Here is a 16,400-nt window from a genome sequence, read left to right as displayed (position 1 = left end):
AGGAGGACATACAGCATGACCGAACTCTCCCTGCAACCGGTGGGCGCCCTCAGGGGCGTGATCCGCGGCCCGGTGAACGCCGAGAAGATCGTCACCGTGCCGGACACGCCGTGGGTCATCACGAGCGGCATGATGAGCGCCAGCGTCCCGTACGGCCGGCTGTACGCGGTGGACACCCGTGACGGTGCGTGCCAGGAGATCTATCCGCACCGGGTCGGCTCGCGGCACGACGCCGCGACCTACGGCGCGGCGCCCGACGCGCTCGACCCGCTCGTCTTCGAACCGCACGGCCTGGACGTCCTGCGGCACGAGGACGGGCGCTACTCCCTCTACGTCGTCAACCACGGCGGCCGGGAGTCGGTGGAGGTGTTCGACCTCGACGTCAGCGGCGTGACGCCCACGCTCGTCTGGCGCGGCGGGGTGGTCCTGCCGCGGGGCACCTGGCCCAACGACGTGGCGCCGCTGGCCGACGGCGGCTTCATCGTGAGCAACACGGCGGACCCGGACACCGAGGGGTTGCAGGCCGGCATGGCCAGGATGTTCGACGGGGCTGAGACCATCGGGGCCGTCGAGTGGCACCCGGGATCGGGCTTCACCGACGTCCAGGGCAGCCGGATGCCGGGCGCGAACGGCATCGTCGCGAGCAAGGACGGGCGGCGAGTCTTCATCGGCGGCTGGCGGAACAAGGACGTCGTGCGCATCATCCGCGACGGCGGTCCCGGCGGTGCGGTCCAGGTGGACCGGGTGCAGCTGGACATCCTGGTCGACAACCTCACCTGGGCCCCGGATGGCGCGATCCTCGCCGCCGGCGCATTCGACACCACCCCGACGCAGATCTTCACCTGCTTCGGCACGAAGGACAGCTGCTTCTTCCCCTGCAAGGTCCTGCGCATCGATCCGGACACCTTCGATGTGACGGAGGCCGTCGTCTACGGCACCGACACCTTCGGGCTCGGCACCACCGGGCTGGCCGTCGGCGACGAGATCTGGGTGTCGTCGGCCCGCGCCGCGGGGATCGCTCGCTTCGCGTCCGCCTGACACACAGACCCGGCGGCCGCCCGGCACGATGGACGATCCCACGTGCGGGCGGCCGCACGGTCGCGGCCGCCCGGATTCCCCCGGCCCGGTCAGCCGCGCAGCCAGCCCAGGCCGACCGAGGTCGCCCTCGCGGCCTCCATGCAGGTGCGGCCGATGAACTCCTCGTCGACCGACGTCTGACGGTTCGGCCAGGCGATGACGATCCCGCCCACGACGCGGTCGCGGCCGTTGAGGATCGGCGAGCAGACGCCAGTGGTGCCGGGAATGCGGTCGCCGTGGGTGATGGCCCACCCGGTGTCGCGGATGCGGCGCAGCTCCCGCTCCATCGAGCGCAGGGTGACCGGCCGGCCCTTGACGTCCACGCGCGGTGTGGCGAAGTAGTTGACCAGGTCGGTGGGGGGCAGCGAGGCGAGGATCGCCTTGCCGCTGGCCGACAGGTGCAGGTCGGTCCACTCGCGCAGCGCCGCCCAGACGAACTGGATGGGGTGGTCGGACGCGACGGCGTCCAGTGCGATGATCTGCCGCCGGTTGTCGTCGTAAGCCACCAGCAGCGTGGTCTCGTGGGTCGCGTCACGCGCCGCGAGCATGTGCGGGTGGGCGATCCGGGTCAGGTCGGCGGACTGGACGAGACCCGAGGCCAATCGCAACAGTTCCGCGCTGGCCACGTAGGAGCCGTCCTCGGCGCTGCTGAGCAGGTGCTCGACCGCCATCTCCTGCAGCGTGCGGTGCAGCCCCGACTTGGGGACCTCCAGGCGCGCGGCGAGCTCGCGGACGCCCCATTGCGGCTGCTCCGTGAACGCGTTCATCACCTGCACGATCCGTCGCACAACCCCGCGCGATCGCGCGCTGTCTGTGGTGGTGGGGGACATCGTCATCCTCCGGTTGGTCATCGGTAGCGGCGGCTGTGTGCGGGCTGTCCCAGGTTCTGCCAGGGGCCCCATACTAGTCATCGGACGGCCCTGAGGTCCGTGTAGTGCATGCGGTGGCAGGACCCAGGCACGGCGCGTCAGCTCGACCCGCGCGCCAGGATCGCCCGCGCGTGGGCGACGAGCGGCGCGTCGATCATGGTTCCACCCTGGCGGAAGACGCCACCGTGCCGCCGCGCGGCCTCGAGGATGTCCCTGGCCCACGCCAACTGCTGCGGGCTCGGCCGGAACGCGGCCCGCACGACGTCGGCCTGGCGGGGGTGGATGCACGCTTTGGCGTCGAAGCCCATGCGGGCCGCCGACTCGGCCTCGGCCCGCAGCCCGTCTTCGTCGTCGAAGTCCACGTGGACGGTGTCGATGGCGATCCGGCCGTGCCGCCGGGCGGCCAGGAGCGTGTGGTGGCGGGCGTGCTGGCTCACCCCGGTGAACGCCCCGCCCGGCTCCCGGCTGCTCGTGCCGCCGAGCGACGCGGTCAGGTCCTCGCTGCCCCACATGAGCCCGCAGCAGTTGTCCGCCGCGGCGATGGGATCGGCGTTCAGGACGCCGGCGGCATTCTCGATCAGCGCGAACACCGGCGCCGGCATCAGCGCGCTGACCGCCGCCGCGCCGTCGCACTTCGGCAGCATGAGCGGACCCTGCCACACCTCGCGCAGCGCCGCGAAATCCGCGCCGTGCCACGGGGTGTCGGTGCCGTTGATCCGTACAACCACCCGGTCGGCAGGCAGGCCGGGCAGCGCCGCGACGACGGCGCCGCGGGCGTGTGCCTTGGCCTCGGGTGCAACCGCGTCCTCCAGGTCGAGCACGACGGTGTCGGCGCGCTCCAGCGCCTTGCCGTACCGGTCGGGCCGGTCGCCAGGGCAGAACAGCACAGAGGGACCCATCTTCACCCTTCCTCCCCTCGGGTTGCCGCGTCCCCGAGCAGGGCCTGGGATCTCAGCAGCCGCTGCGGGTCGGCGACCAGTGGCCGCCGGTACGACGGGTCGCTGCGGTCGCGGGCCGCCGGTGGCGCCGAGCGCATGAGCATGCGTTGCGCGTCGGACAGCGATCCCGAGGTCGATGTCAGCGTCGTCGGATCGGCTGGTTCGTGCGGGCCGTCGGTGGCGGCCCAGTCCCGCACGCAGAGCCGGTGCGCGATGGCCCAGCGGCCGTCGCGGCGTTCGAACCGGTCGATGTAGCGCCCGGCGCTGGCCGACCACGGGGCGCCGGTCCTGTTCATCGACAAGAACATGAAGTACGCCTCGGTGTGGGCGGTGTCGCCGTCGAGCTCGCAGCTGTGGTGCAGGATCGCGTGCAGGTGGCTGTGATGGTGTTGCCGGTGCATCGCGAAGGACCATCGCACGAACTCGGCCGGGCTGCCGACGAACTTGCCGTGGTCGTCGACAGCGTCGGGATGATACGCCGACAGCACCAGATCGCGATCGAGACGGTCCATCCCTCGGGCGTAGCGGCCGAGGCAGTCGGCGATCTCCGCCCGGTCGGCCAGTCGCCGCACGGTGCCGTCCGGAATGTTGTTCATGCGATAGACCTCCTCCGCCTCGCACCGCGAGAGCCCCACGGCCCGCGTCGCGTGCGTTGCGCATCGCCGCGCATGCGCGCATCCTAACCCACAGATGGGACGGTTGTCCCACTCAAGGATACGCGCAGAGAGAGGCGTGAGCATGGCGGTGCACCACAAGGCCGAGCTGGGCCGGTTCCTCGAGGACTACCGGATCGGCGACACCTATCAGCACCCGTTCGGTCGCACGATCAGCGAGGCCGACTGCACCTGGCTGAGCCAGCTGACCTGCAACACCAACCAGAACCACTTCAATGCCCACCTGGCCCGGTCGAACCCCATTTCGGCGGGCAGGATCATCGTCAACTCCGGGCTGACCGTCGCCCTCGTCCTGGGCCTGTCGGTCATCGACACCAGCCAGAACGCGGTTGCGAACCTCGGCTGGACGGACATCAGACTGACCCACCCGGTGTACGTCGGCGACACCATCTACGCGGAGAGTATCTGCCTCGACGTCCGGCCCAGCGCGTCGCGTCCGGGCCTGGGGATCGTGACCGTCTTCACGCGCGGACTCAACCAGAACGGCGACGAGGTCGTCTCGTGGACGCGCTCGGTCATGGTCCCCAGTCGTGCCACCGGCATCGGGCAGAACTACTTCCCCGAGGCGAAATCCGGACCTCTGACCCTCCCGGCGCGCTGACGGCGCCCGCCGGCCCGGAAGGGGGTTGACAAAGCGTCGCCGGGCACACGAAAGTGGGACGCGTGTCCCGCAATACGCGGGACACGCCATGCCACGACGGATCGCTTCTGAGGTGGGGTCGCGCTCGATGCAGACAGAACTGGTAAGGATGTTCGGATTGGACTTTCCGGTGTGCGGCTTCTCGCACTGCCGGGACGTCGTCATCGCCCTGTCGAAGGCCGGAGGCCTGGGCGTGCTCGGGACGGCCCGCTACTCGCCCGAGCAGTTCGACATCGAGCTGACGAAGATCGACGAGGCGCTCGACGGCCGGCCTTACGGCGTCACCATCATCTTTCCCACCCCGAAGGCCGACGACGACGGCGCGAACGACCCGGACTCGCTGGCGGAGAAGATCCCCGACCGCTACTGGCACTACGTGCGCGGGTTGGCCGATCGCTTCGACATCCCGATCGAGGACGACCTCAAGCACGTGGAGCCCACCCAGGGCGTGGTCAACGCCTTCCCGCTGACCCGCGAGCACGCGCTGGCCATGCTCGAGGTGACGATGCGCCACCCGGTGTCGCTCGTGTCATCGGCGATCGGGGCCCCGCCCAGGGACGCCGTCGACGAGTTGCACCGCCGCGGCGTCAAGGTCTGCGGCCAGGTGGGCGACCCGAAGCACGTCCAGCGCCACCTTGACGCCGGCGTCGACATCATCGTGGCGACCGGGACCGAGGCGGGCGGCCACACCGGCGAGATCGCCTCGCTGGTCCTCACTCCGGCGGTGGTCAACGCCGCCAAGGGCGTCCCCGTGCTCGCCGCCGGCGGCATCGGCACGGGCAAGCAGGTCACCGCCGCGCTCGCGCTGGGCGCCGCGGGCGTGTGGATGGGCTCCGCGTGGCTCGTCACCGTCGAGAGCGACCTGCCCGAGGAACTCAAGAAGAAGCTCGTCGCCGCCAGGACCTCCGACACCATCCGCAGCCGCTCCCTCAGCGGGCGGATGGCGCGGCAGCTGCGCACGCCGTGGGTGGACGCGTGGGAGGAGGAGGGTGCGCCCTCGCCGCTGCTGCCGCCGCTGCAGGGCGTACTGGTCAAGGGCGCGCAGGCCGGGATGCTCAAGCGCGGCCAGGAGAACATGATGGGCACTCCGGTCGGCCAGATCGTGGGCGACCTCACCGCCATCCGCTCGGTCAAGGACGTCGTGCTGGACATGATGTCCGACTCGATCGCCGCCGCCGACCGCGTCGAGGCGGCCTTCGCCGACCTGCGCTGACCACACCGCAGATCTTCACCCCCGCAGACCGAACCGAGAGGACCTCAGCAATGCCCGACAACGGAACTGTCGACCTTGCCGTCGAGGAGCACGTCGGCATCATCACGCTCAAGTACGAGGAGCGGCTCAACGCGCTCAGCCAGGGCATCCGCGACGGGCTCTGGCGCACCTTCCGCGACGCCGAGGCGGACCCGGAGGTTGAGGTCATCGTCGTCACCGGCGCCGGGGACAAGTCCTTCTGCGCCGGCGCGGACCTCAAGGAGATGACCGAGACCGGGATGGCGGTGCCCGACGTGCGCGCCTACATGCCCCAGCTCGGGCGCAACATCCGCTGCGACAAGCCGGTCATCGCGGCCGTCAACGGCTACGCGCTGGGCGGCGGCCTGCTCCTCGCCCAGATGTGCGACATCCTGATCGCCGCGGAGAACGCCGAGTTCGGCATGCCCGAGGCCCGTTGGGGCCGTGGCGCGCCGTGGTCCGTGCCGCTGATGTGGAAGATCCCGAAGAACGTCTGGGCCGAGCTGGCCATGATGGGCAAGCGGATCGACGCCCAGCGGGCCTACGAGATCGGGCTGGCCAACGTCGTGGTCCCGCGCGGCGAGGCTCTGTCGACCGCGCTCGAGTGGGCCGCCGAGATCCGCAAGGGTGCGCCCCTCACGCTGCGCGCCACGAAGCGCATGCTCGACACGAGTACCGGGCAGGTCACCTACCCGGCGTGGCAGGTCTCCGACGCGCTCTTCGAGGAGATCGTGTACCAGAGCACGGACGCGCTGGAAGGGCCCCGCTCGTACGCCGAGGGACGGCCGGCGGTCTGGGCCCGGGGCTGAGGTCCGGTGCGTTGCGAGCAGAAGGCGGACCTGTGCCTGACGAACTGAGGCTGCGGCCCTTGCTGAACGCGCGGTCGGTGGCGGTCATCGGCGCGGTGCCCCCGCGGGACCACGCGAAGCTGGCCAGCAAGCCCATCGCGAACATGCAGAAGTATGGATTCGGCGGCCGGATCTACCCGGTCAACCCGAGCTACGACGAGATATCCGGCCTGCAGTGCTACCCGTCGCTGGACGCGCTGCCCGAGGTCGTCGACACAGCCATGATCCTGCGCCGCGCGGACGCGGCGGCCGGGACCGTACGGGAACTCGGCAGCTTCGGCGTCGCCGGCGCCGTGGTCTGCGGTGGCGGGTTCGGCGAGGCCGGACCCGAAGGCCAGGCCCGGCAGGACGACCTCGTGGCGGCCGCGCGGGACCACGGCGTCGCCGTCTGCGGTCCCAACACCAACGGCCTGCTCAACTTCCGCTCCGGGATGATGCTCGGCTTCCACCCCCTCCTGGAGGCCGACCAGAAGGTACCGACCGGAGGCATCAGTATCGTCTCGCACAGCGGCACCGTGACCGGCGCGATCATGGCCCGGCTGCGCGGCAGCGGGCTCGGCTTCGGCTACGTCGTGAGCGCCGGTAACGAGGCGGTGCTGCAGGCCGCCGACTACATGCACTACCTGGCGGCCGACGCCGAGACCGACACGGTCGTGCTGTACCTGGAACAGGTCCGCGACGGCGAGATCTTCCGCCGGGCCTGCGAGGCGCTGCGGGCCGCCGGCAAGTCCATCGTCGCGCTGAAGGCCGGCGCCTCCGACGGCGCCGCAGAGGTCGCCTTCGGACACACCGGTGCCCTCGTCGGCTCGCACACCGCCTTCCTGGCCGCGGCGCGCGACTACGGCATCGCCGTGGCGCAGGGCCTGGAGGAGCTTGTCGCGCTCACCCGGCTCGCCGCCACCGGGCGGCGCGGCTCCACCGGCGTCGTCGGGCTGTCCATGTCGGGTGGCCTGAACGGCCTGATGGCCGACGCGGTGGACCGAGCCGGTGGCACCTTCGTCCCGCTGTCCGCCCCTACGGTCGAGCGGCTCAAGGAGGTCGTGCCGATCTCCAGCCCGACGAACCCGTTCGACCTCACCGGGCTGGCCGTGGACACCCCCGGCATGCTGCGGCAGGTCCTGGACGTGCTGCACGACGGCACCGGGGCGGGTGACGTCGTCTTCTCCCTCGGCCTCATGCCCGACGCCACCTGGCCGGACTGGTCGCAGGAGTGCCGGGCCTTCGCCGCCGAGCGCGGCGTGCGCATCTCCGTGTACGCCGCGTCCGGCCGGACCCCGGGCGACGGCTACGGCTACTTCGAACGGGCCGGCATCGCGGTGTACGAGGCCATCGAGCCCCTGGCCCGCGCGCTGGTGAGCGTGGCCCAGGCCGGCGAGCGGCCGCGGGCGGCGGAGGCCGGAACCGCGCCGCCGGCCGCCCCGCCCGCGGCGCTGCCCGACGACGTTCCGTCGCGGCGAAGCATCCTGCGCGACTGGGACCTGCCCTACGTCCCCTACGCCTACGTGAGCACCGCCCAGGAGGCGGTCCGGGCCGCCGAGGGCATGGGTTTCCCCGTCGCGATGAAGGTGGCGCACGAGGAAATCGCCCACAAGGCCAAGCTCGGACTGGTCGAACTCGGCGTCGGATCGCCGCAGGCCGCGTCCGATGCGTTCGCCCGGCTCCAGCACAACTACGACCGCCTGGCCGGCACCCTCGCGGCACTCGGACCCATCCGCGTGGAGGTCCAGCGGCTGTTGCCGGCCGGTGGCCTCGAGGTCTTCCTCGGCGGCCGGGTCGACGACACGTTCGGCCCGGTCGTCAGCGTCGGCCTCGGCGGCGGGCTGGTCGAGGCCATCGCCGACCTGTCCAGCGCCCTGGCCCCGCTGACCCGTGACGATGCGCACCGGCTGATCCTCGCCAACGGCGGCCTGCGCCGGGCGCTCAAGGGCGGGCGCTGGAACAGTGAGCGGCTCGCCTGCGTGGTCGCCCGGTTCTCCGAGATGCTTGCCGGCGTCCGGTCGATCGTCGCCGAGGTCGAGTGCAATCCCGTCGTGCTCTACCAGGACGACGCCTGGATCATCGACGACCTGTGGACAGCACGGAAGGCGGAGACGAGATGAACGTCGTCGTGTGTGTCAAGTACGTGCCGGACGCCCAGTCGGCGCGCGGCTTCAACGACACCGACAGCACCACGGACCGGCTGGGGGTCGAGGGCCGTCTCTCCGAGACCGACGAGTACGCGGTCGAGGAGGGCCTGCGCCGTGCCGGGCCCGACGGTGGCGTCGTCGTCGTCACCGTCGGGCCCGGACCCGCCGTCGAGGCCGTGCGCCGGGCACTGCAGATGGGCGCCCACCGGGCGGTGCACGTCTGCGACGACGACATCCACGGATCCGACGCGCTGGCCACCTCGCTGGTGCTCGCCGCCGCCGTCCGTAAGGCCGGCGGCGACGCACTGCCCGACCTGGTGCTCATGGGCATGTCGTCCACCGACGGCGTCATGGGAGTCGTGCCGGCCATGGTGGCCGAACGGCTCGGCGTCCCCCAGGTCACCTTCGTGTCGCGGCTGACGATCGAAGGGACCCGGCTGATCGCCCGCCGGGACAGCGACACCGCCTCCGACACGATCGAGGCGAACCTGCCCGCCGTCGTGTCCGTCACCGACCAGATCAACGAACCGAGGTACCCCTCGTTCAAGGACATCATGGCCGCCAAGCGAAAGCCGGTCGACGTCTGGACCCTGGCCGACCTCGGCATCGACCGGTCCTCCGTGGGCCTGGGCGCGACCCGGGCCCGGGTCCGGTCCGTCGTCCGGCGCCCGCCGCGAGGGCGCGCCACGATCGTTGCCGACGAGGGCCAGGCCGGTGCGACGCTCGCCCGGTTCCTGACCGACGGACACTTCATCTGACCCGCACCGGACGAAGGAGACAAACCACCATGTCGGAAGTGCTGGTTCTGGTCGATCACGTCGACGGCCGGCTGCGCAAGGTCACCGCCGAGCTGCTGACGATCGCCCGGCGCCTCGGATCGCCGTCGGCCGTCTACATCGGACCCGGGGTGGACGCCGTCCGCGAGGACCTGGCCGGCCACGGCGCGGAGAAGATCTACGCCTGCGCCGACCCGCGGCTGCAGACCTGTCTGGTGGCCGCGCAGGCCGAGCTGCTCGCCTCGCTCGTCGAGCGGATCGCACCCGTGGCCGTGCTGTTCGCCAGCGGCCCGGCCACCAAGGAGATCGCGGCCCGGCTCGCGGTCCGCACCGGCTCCGGGCTCGTCACCGACGCCGTCGACGTCGCCGCCGGCACCGACGGCATCGACACCACGCAGTCGGTCTTCGCCGGGACCTTCATCGTCACCTCCACGATCGAGGCACCTACGGCGGTGGTCACGGTGAAGCCGAACTCCGTGCAGATCGATCCGGTGCCCGGCCAGGGCACCGTCGAGCCGGTCGAGGTGCAGCTGAGCGAGGCCGCGACGGCCGTGCGGATCACCGGCTCGCAGCCCAAGGCGACCAGCGCGCGCCCCGACGTCACCGAGGCCGAGATCGTGGTCGCCGGCGGACGGGGCACCAACGGCGACTTCGCCGCCGTGGAGGCCCTCGCCGACGTCCTGGGGGCCGCGGTGGGCGCGTCGCGGGCCGCCGTGGACGCCGGCTGGTACCCGCACAGCAACCAGATCGGCCAGACCGGCAAGACGGTCTCCCCGCGGCTGTACGTCGCCTGCGGCATCTCCGGCGCCATCCAGCACCGGGCCGGTATGCAGACCTCGAAGACGATCGTCGCGGTCAACACCGATGCCGAGGCGCCCATCTTCGAGTACGTGGACCTCGGGATCGTCGGCGACCTCTTCGCCGTCCTGCCGCCCGCGACCGCCGCGGTCGCGAAGGTGAAGGGCTGAGGATGGCCACCACGTTCGACTTCGCCGGCCAGACCGCGATCGTCACCGGCGGCGCATCGGGTATCGGCGCCGCCATCGCACGGCTGCTGCTCGACGGCGGCGCCGTGGTGATCGTGGCCGACCGCGACCCCGGCGGAGCACCCGCCGCAGCGATCGGCCGACGCGTCGACGTGGCCTCGTTCGACGAGGTCGAGCGGCTGGTCGACTGGACCGTGGCCCGGACCGGACGCATCGACGCGATGTTCAACAACGCCGCCGTCAACGCCTTCACGGACGTCACGCGTTCCACCGTGGAGGAGTTCGACCGGCTGATGGCGGTCAACGGGCGGGGCGTCTACAACGGCATCAAGGCCGTCCTGCCGCACATGGTCAAGGCCGGGCGGGGCGCGATCGTGAACACCGGCTCCACCGCCGCGATCATGGGTACGCCCGACCGGGCCGCCTACAGCGCCAGCAAGGGCGCGGTGTCCGCGCTGTCCCGGCAGGTCGCGGTGCAGTATGCGGCCCAGGGTGTGCGCTGCAACTGCGTCCACCCCGGCAGCACCGACTCGCCGATGGTCGCCGACGTGATCGCGTCGTCGGCCGATCCCGAGGCCACCCGCCGCCGGATGGCGACGCGGCAGCCGATCGGGCGGATGGCCCAGCCGGAGGAGATCGCCTCCGCCGCCGTCTTCCTCGCCTCGGACCGGGCGAGCTTCATCACCGGCATCGACCTCGTCGTTGACGGAGGCTGGACCGCGGCCTGACGCGTCACCCCCCGGGGCGCACCGGACCCAGCCCGGCCGGGTCCGGTGCGAAGCACGCTCGGGACGAGCGTCCCGCCTCTATCCGGCAAGGTCGAACGACTTGGCGATGATGTTCTTCTGTATCTGCGTCGATCCGCCACCGATCGTGAAGAGGCGGGAGTCCCGCCAGTGCCGGTTGACGGTGGACTCCACCGCATATCCGTAGGCGCCGAAGATCTGCACGCCGAGGTCGGCGGCCTTCTGATAGCTCTCGGTGCAGTGGACCTTCAACGAGGCGGTGTCGCGCCGGGTCGTGACCCCCGCGTTGAGGCGACGGGCGTAGTCGAGCGTGAGGACGCGGTTGGTGTAGGACGCGATCTGGATGTCGGCGACCATGTGGGAAACCGCTTGGAAACTGCCGATGGGCGCACCGAACTGCCGCCGGGTCCGGGCGTACCCGACGACTTCGTCCAGGATGTTCTGACAGCATCCCGTGGCTATGGCGCACATTCCCAGCCGCTCGAACTCGAGATGGCTCATCATGACGCCCCAGCCGGCGTTCCATTCGCCGAGCACGTTGGACGCGGGAACCGTGACGTCCTCGTACCACACCTCGTAGGACGGCATCGCCCGGTAGCCCACCCCGTCGAGCGGCCGCATGTGCAGGCCAGAGGCGTTGGTGGGCACCAGGATGGCACTGATCCCGCGATGCCGTGGCCGGCTTTGGTCGGTTCGGGCGTAGCAGATGACGTAGTCGCTCAGACCCATGCCGGTGTTCCAGATCTTGTGACCGTTGATCACCAGGGAGTCGCCGTCGAGCACCGCGTGGGTCCGGATGCTCGCGGCGTCGGCCCCGGCCTCCGGCTCAGTGATGCCGTTCACGAAGAGGAGATCACCGTCGAGGATCTTCGGAAGGAGATCACGCTTCATCTGCTCGGACCCGTGGGCGATGATGTTGCGCGCCCCATGGACCAGCACACGGTAGGCGAGGTCGCCGAGCGCCAGGTACCCGCGGGAAAGCTCCTCGAGGAGGATCGCGGTAGCGACGTAGTCCTGGGCGCCGCCGTACTCCTCCGGTATGCCGACGGCCAGCCAGCCCTGACGAGCAACCTCGCGGAGCAGCTCGCGCGGCGGGGTGCGCTCGGACTCGCAGCGGTCGATGACATCGCGCGTGACCCGCTGACGCACGAATGACCTCAGCGAGTCCCGGAACGCGTCGTACTCCTCGTCGTTCGGCGGCAAGGCACTCTCCTTCGTCGAATCCCGGTCTCGTGTGGGCCGTGCCGCGGTGCTCAACCGCGACCCCGCGCGTAGCGGGTACGGGAAAGCCGCAGCACCGCCGTCACTACCAGCGCGCACACCGCCGTGAGCGTGAGTCCCAACGCCGCGATGAGCGGGAACGTGCCGGCGTCGTACAGATTGAGCAGCATGTAGCCGGCGGTTGGGCTGCGCGGGCTCGACAGGAGCACGGACAGCGTGAGGTCACCGAACGCGAAGACGAACATCATGGCCCACCCGGCCGCGATGGAGGGCAGCATCAGCGGTACGGCGACCGTGCGGAGCGATCGCCACTCGCCGGCACCGGAGACCCGGGAGGCCTCCAGGAGCGAGGGATGAACCTGCGAGACGGCGGATCCGGAGGCGATAGAGCCTTGGGGGAGGTAGGCGAGCACATAGGCCAGGAGCAGGATCGCCAGCGAGCCTCCGAGGTGGAACGGAGCGCCGCCGTACGCCAGCAGGAGCGACACGCCCAGGACGAGGTGCGAGATCCCGGCTGGGAGCTTGACGACGCTGTCGATCGCCCGGCTGAACACCGATGCCCGCTGGCTGTTGCTGAACGCGAGTACCCAGGCGATCGCCATCGCGACGGTGGCCGTGAGCAGACCGAGCACGAGACTGTTCAGGATGGCGCTCTGCGTGGTCGCGTTGCCGACCAGAACCGCCTGGAAGTTGTACGACGTGAGACGGTCGAACCGGTAGTGGGCCGACCAGAACCGCTGCAGCGAGACCATGGCCAGGGCCAGTACCGGCAGCGCCGTCGTCAGGAGGATGAAGGCCGCGATCATCACCCGCGCGGGCAGGCGCCATCGGCCGAGCACCACCCGGTTCGCGCCGACGCCCTTTCCACCGATGGCCGCCGTGCGGGAGGTCCTGGCGATCCATGACTGCAGACCCCAGGCAACAACGATGACGAAGAGCATGATGCAGCTCAGGACGACGGCCAGGCTCGTTCGGGGCGGGTACTGGTTGCGCAGCAGGTGCAGGATCTCCGTCGACAACACCGGGACCCGCGCACCGCCCCCGATGATCGACGGCACGGAGAACATGGCCAGCCCCATGGTGGTCACCAGCAGCCCGCTGGCTGCCAGGGCCGGACGGATGGCCGGCAGCGTCACTCGCCACAAGGTCTGGAAGGGGCCGGCGCCGGACATCCTGGAGGCCTCCTCCAGGGCCGAGTCGATGTTCCTGAGCGCGGCGCTCATGACGACGTAGACGAACGGCGTGAGCTCAAGCACGTACAGGAACACCAGGCCGGGCCAGCTGAAGATGTTGAGCGGACCCTCTCCGTCCGTCGAGCCGAAGGCACCGCGGATCGCCGCGTTCAGCAGGCCGGCCCGGGGCGACAGCAGCATCACCCATCCGATCGCGGCAGCGACCGGGGGGACGAGCAGGCCAAGGACCGGCAGGATGGTCGAGAACCAGCCCAGGTGGGCGTCGGTGCGTTCGTTCAGCCAGGCCAGCGTCGAGCCGACGAGCATCGCGCCGAGCCCGCCGAGCGCGACCAGGACGGCGGTGTTCCGCAGCACGTCCGTCAGCCCGGGAAGCTGCAGTGCCTCCCTGACCGGACTCGCGGCCGCCTTGTCGCCGGTCACGAGGACGCCGGCAAGCCGCCACAGCGGGAAGGCGAGACTGAGCACGACTGCCGATCCAAGAATGGCGGACGCCACCGCCAGTCGCGAGCGACGACCGCGACGCTTGCCCGTTTCCGCTGCGGGGCGCCGGTCAAGTTGCGCGGCCTGCGTCACGACGGCTCCTCGGCGCAGAACATCATGACCCGCTCCGGGTCGACCATCAGTACGGCGTCGGCGCCGACGGGCAAGTCCCTCGTGGCGGCGGTCTCGATGGCCACGAAGCGCTCGGCACCGTCGGTGACGACCCACTGCGTGTGCTCGCCCAGGAAGATGTTGTCGCAAACCTCGACGTCCCAAGCGTTGCCGGCCGGGACGGACGACGTCTCGCGACCAACGACGATGTCGCACCATTCGGGCCGGAACATCACGGTGGCCCGCCGCCCGACGGTAGGCGGGGTCGAGGACCGCCACGTCCCCTGGATGCGCCAGCCATTCGCACCCTTGGCCACGATCCCGTCGCCGTCGACCGCGGCCACCGTCGCCTCCAGCTCGTTGACACTGCCCAGAAAGCGCGCGACGTACGGCGAGCGCGGCCGCTGGTACACCTCCCGGCCCGTGCCGAGCTGCTCGATGCGGCCTTCCCGCAGCACGGCGATGCGGTCAGCCAGTTCCAGCGCCTCGTCCTGGTCGTGCGTCACGTACACGGCAGCGAACCCCACGCGGCGCTGGATCTCGCGAAGCTCCTGGCGCAGCTGGGCCCGGACCTTGGCGTCCACGTTCGACAGCGGCTCGTCGAAGAGCACCACCTTGTGGTTCGCCACCAACGCGCGAGCCAGCGCCACCCGCTGCTGCTGCCCGCCGCTGATCTCGCTCGGATACTGTTGCGCCAGGCTGTCGCACTGCACGGTCTCCAGTGCGGCTGTGACCCGCTGCCTGAGCTCGGCCTTCGCGACCTTCAGCGATCTGAGTGGGTATGCCACGTTGTCGAAGACGCTCATGTGCGGCCACAGGGCGTACGACTGGAACAGCATCGACGCCCGCCGCTTCTCGGGCGGCAGGTTGATCCCGCCGGCCGACGAGTACACGGTGCGCCCGGCCAGCGTGACGAGGCCCTGGTCCGGGTCTTCGAGCCCGCCGAGACACCGCAGCAGGGTCGTCTTCCCGCAGCCGCTCGGCCCCAGCAGGACGAAGAACTCTCCTGCCGTGACGTGCAGGTCGACGCCGGCAACGGCCACGACCTGCTCGCCGCCGTGCCGGCGCCGGAACGCCTTGCGCAGGTCGCTCACGTCGATCAGTCGCTCAGGTTCCGTGTCGTTCGGGGCGTCCCGGCCGGCCGCCTGAGCACCCTGCGCCTCGGCCGGCGAGCTCACGAGGCAGCCCCGACGAGTTGGTAAAGTGCCTTCGTCCGGGCGGCATCAACCGACACGGGCGGGGCGACATATGCGCTGGGCAGCTTCAGCTCGCTGGCACCCGGGAGCATCGAGACACCGGTCGCCCCCTGGATGATCTTCTGCCCTTCGGCGCTCATCGCGTAGTTCATGAACACGCGGGCCGCCGTTGGATGGGGAGCCTTCGCCGGGATCGCGACGTTCTCCGAGTACCCCGTCGTCACCGCGGGCATGACGGCCTTGAGCGGTGCGCCTTGGTCCAGCAGGGGCTGAAGATAACTCGGTGTCGCCAGCGGGTAGACGCCGATCTCCCCAGCGGCCAGGGCCTGCATCGCGGGTACCACGCTGTCGTACTGCTTCGGCTGCTGGGCGACGAAGTCGGTGAGGTACCGATCGCCGTACTGCCGGGCGAAGAAGTCCAGGACCCTGGGGTACGAGATCGACGCCGTCCACGTCGGCTGTCCGAGCAGGCCCTTGAACTGCGGCTTGGTGAGGTCCTCGTAGGTCCGGGGTGCGTTCGTGTCCTGCACGCGATCCGTGTTGTACGCGATCTCGTACGGATTGATCTGGACCCTGAAGGAGTTGAAGACGAAGGCATCCTCGGGATAGCCCGCCATTGCGGGGAAGGATGCCGCGTCCAGCGAGACGAAGGTGTTCTTGGACATCTCGGACTGGAAGAACGCATCCGCGGCCACGTCCACGACGTCCGCCGTCGGGGTGCCCGCCTGCAGTTCGCTCAGGAACCGCTGGGTGATCGTCGCGCTCGGACCGCGCACCCAGGTGAGCCCGATCCCGTAGCGGGCACCGAAGTCCTTCTTGACGCGCTGCAGGATCGTCTCGTCCAGCGCGCTGTACAGCAGAACGGAGCCTTCCGTCTTCGCCTGCGCCAGCACGCTGGCCGGCAACTCATGCTCGATCGGGGTCAGGGCGGACGGGTCGCCGTCTGTCGTGCTACTGGGCGAACAACCAGCGACGACCGCCACAGTCAGCGCCAGCGCTGACGCGAATAACCAGGTCTTCGGACGCATCATGGCCTCGTTCGTGGGGTGTGTGACTCGCGAGGTATGTAAGTAGGGACATGCGTCCCACACTTCACGACCCTAGGCGTGGCGCGACTCACGTGTCAACGGTCCTGTCGCAGCGCGGGTGGCCCTGGTAGGCGCGCTTCCCCGCCGCAGGCGTTGCCGCCGGCGCGGGGTTCGAGGTCGCCGATCCTGGCGGCGCAAGTCGGCGCGGCTGTGATCGCGGCGCCGTCAACGTCGGGTTGGGTGTCTGCTGTTGTCCGCGG

At 70.4% G+C, this 16,400-nt stretch carries 15 protein-coding genes; 8 read left to right on the top strand and 7 right to left on the bottom strand.

Going from position 1 to position 16,400, the window contains the following annotated elements; genetic code table 11:
* The first annotated feature begins 15 nt into the window (after positions 1–15).
* Entirely contained in the window at positions 16–1,038 is a 1,023-nt protein-coding gene (locus ABD352_RS11285) for an SMP-30/gluconolactonase/LRE family protein (RefSeq protein ID WP_344612232.1), read from the top strand.
* A gap of 89 nt (positions 1,039–1,127) precedes the next feature.
* On the opposite strand, the gene ABD352_RS11280 is transcribed toward ABD352_RS11285, so the two are convergent.
* The 3 genes from ABD352_RS11280 to ABD352_RS11270 form a co-directional block, all read right to left on the bottom strand.
* On the bottom strand, positions 1,128–1,907 hold the full coding sequence (locus tag ABD352_RS11280; protein ID WP_344612231.1) for an IclR family transcriptional regulator: 780 nt from the start codon (positions 1,905–1,907) through the stop codon (positions 1,128–1,130).
* 137 nt (positions 1,908–2,044) lie between these two features.
* Entirely contained in the window at positions 2,045–2,845 is an 801-nt protein-coding gene (locus ABD352_RS11275; protein ID WP_344612230.1) for an HpcH/HpaI aldolase/citrate lyase family protein, read from the bottom strand.
* Between the two features lie 2 nt (positions 2,846–2,847).
* Positions 2,848–3,480 carry a nuclear transport factor 2 family protein gene (locus ABD352_RS11270; protein WP_344612229.1) on the bottom strand — a complete coding sequence of 211 codons (633 nt, stop codon included), beginning with the start codon at positions 3,478–3,480 and terminating at the stop codon, positions 2,848–2,850.
* Positions 3,481–3,622: 142 nt separating this feature from the next.
* On the opposite strand from ABD352_RS11270, the gene ABD352_RS11265 reads away from it, so the two are divergent.
* From ABD352_RS11265 to ABD352_RS11235, 7 genes are all read left to right on the top strand, one after another.
* Entirely contained in the window at positions 3,623–4,159 is a 537-nt protein-coding gene (locus ABD352_RS11265; RefSeq protein ID WP_344612228.1) for a MaoC family dehydratase, read from the top strand.
* A 157-nt stretch (positions 4,160–4,316) separates the two neighbouring features.
* Positions 4,317–5,411, top strand: a complete 1,095-nt coding sequence (locus ABD352_RS11260; RefSeq protein ID WP_344612227.1) for an NAD(P)H-dependent flavin oxidoreductase — start codon at positions 4,317–4,319, stop codon at positions 5,409–5,411.
* 50 nt (positions 5,412–5,461) lie between these two features.
* The gene (locus tag ABD352_RS11255; protein ID WP_344612226.1) at positions 5,462–6,238 is read left to right on the top strand and encodes an enoyl-CoA hydratase/isomerase family protein; all 777 of its coding nucleotides are present in this window, start codon (positions 5,462–5,464) and stop codon (positions 6,236–6,238) included.
* Positions 6,239–6,270: 32 nt separating this feature from the next.
* Positions 6,271–8,376 carry an acetate--CoA ligase family protein gene (locus ABD352_RS11250; RefSeq protein ID WP_344612225.1) on the top strand — a complete coding sequence of 702 codons (2,106 nt, stop codon included), beginning with the start codon at positions 6,271–6,273 and terminating at the stop codon, positions 8,374–8,376.
* Positions 8,373–9,161: an electron transfer flavoprotein subunit beta/FixA family protein gene (locus tag ABD352_RS11245; RefSeq protein WP_344612224.1), complete on the top strand. Its 789-nt coding sequence runs from the start codon at positions 8,373–8,375 to the stop codon at positions 9,159–9,161. The genes ABD352_RS11250 and ABD352_RS11245 overlap by 4 nt, the downstream gene beginning before the upstream one ends.
* Positions 9,162–9,190: 29 nt before the next feature.
* Positions 9,191–10,147 carry an electron transfer flavoprotein subunit alpha/FixB family protein gene (locus tag ABD352_RS11240; RefSeq protein WP_344612223.1) on the top strand — a complete coding sequence of 319 codons (957 nt, stop codon included), beginning with the start codon at positions 9,191–9,193 and terminating at the stop codon, positions 10,145–10,147.
* A gap of 2 nt (positions 10,148–10,149) precedes the next feature.
* The gene (locus tag ABD352_RS11235) at positions 10,150–10,893 is read left to right on the top strand and encodes an SDR family NAD(P)-dependent oxidoreductase (RefSeq protein WP_344612222.1); all 744 of its coding nucleotides are present in this window, start codon (positions 10,150–10,152) and stop codon (positions 10,891–10,893) included.
* Positions 10,894–10,971: 78 nt separating this feature from the next.
* Here ABD352_RS11235 and ABD352_RS11230 read toward each other — a convergent pair whose 3' ends face one another.
* From ABD352_RS11230 to ABD352_RS11215, 4 genes are read right to left on the bottom strand one after another with little or no spacing between them, the layout of a single operon-like run.
* A complete protein-coding gene (locus ABD352_RS11230) occupies positions 10,972–12,114 on the bottom strand; it encodes an acyl-CoA dehydrogenase family protein (RefSeq protein WP_344612221.1) in 1,143 nt (380 codons plus the stop codon).
* Between the two features lie 50 nt (positions 12,115–12,164).
* Positions 12,165–13,898: an ABC transporter permease gene (locus tag ABD352_RS11225; protein WP_344612220.1), complete on the bottom strand. Its 1,734-nt coding sequence runs from the start codon at positions 13,896–13,898 to the stop codon at positions 12,165–12,167.
* A complete protein-coding gene (locus ABD352_RS11220; RefSeq protein WP_344612219.1) occupies positions 13,895–15,094 on the bottom strand; it encodes an ABC transporter ATP-binding protein in 1,200 nt (399 codons plus the stop codon). Before ABD352_RS11220 ends, ABD352_RS11225 begins: the two co-directional genes overlap by 4 nt.
* Positions 15,091–16,140, bottom strand: a complete 1,050-nt coding sequence (locus ABD352_RS11215) for an ABC transporter substrate-binding protein (protein ID WP_344612218.1) — start codon at positions 16,138–16,140, stop codon at positions 15,091–15,093. Before ABD352_RS11215 ends, ABD352_RS11220 begins: the two co-directional genes overlap by 4 nt.
* Positions 16,141–16,400: the final 260 nt, after the last annotated feature.

This window comes from Dactylosporangium salmoneum (genome assembly GCF_039532525.1).
GTDB lineage: Bacteria > Actinomycetota > Actinomycetes > Mycobacteriales > Micromonosporaceae > Dactylosporangium > Dactylosporangium salmoneum.
Note: the sequence above shows the minus strand (reverse complement) of the source record. Positions and strands in the feature narration are given on the sequence as shown.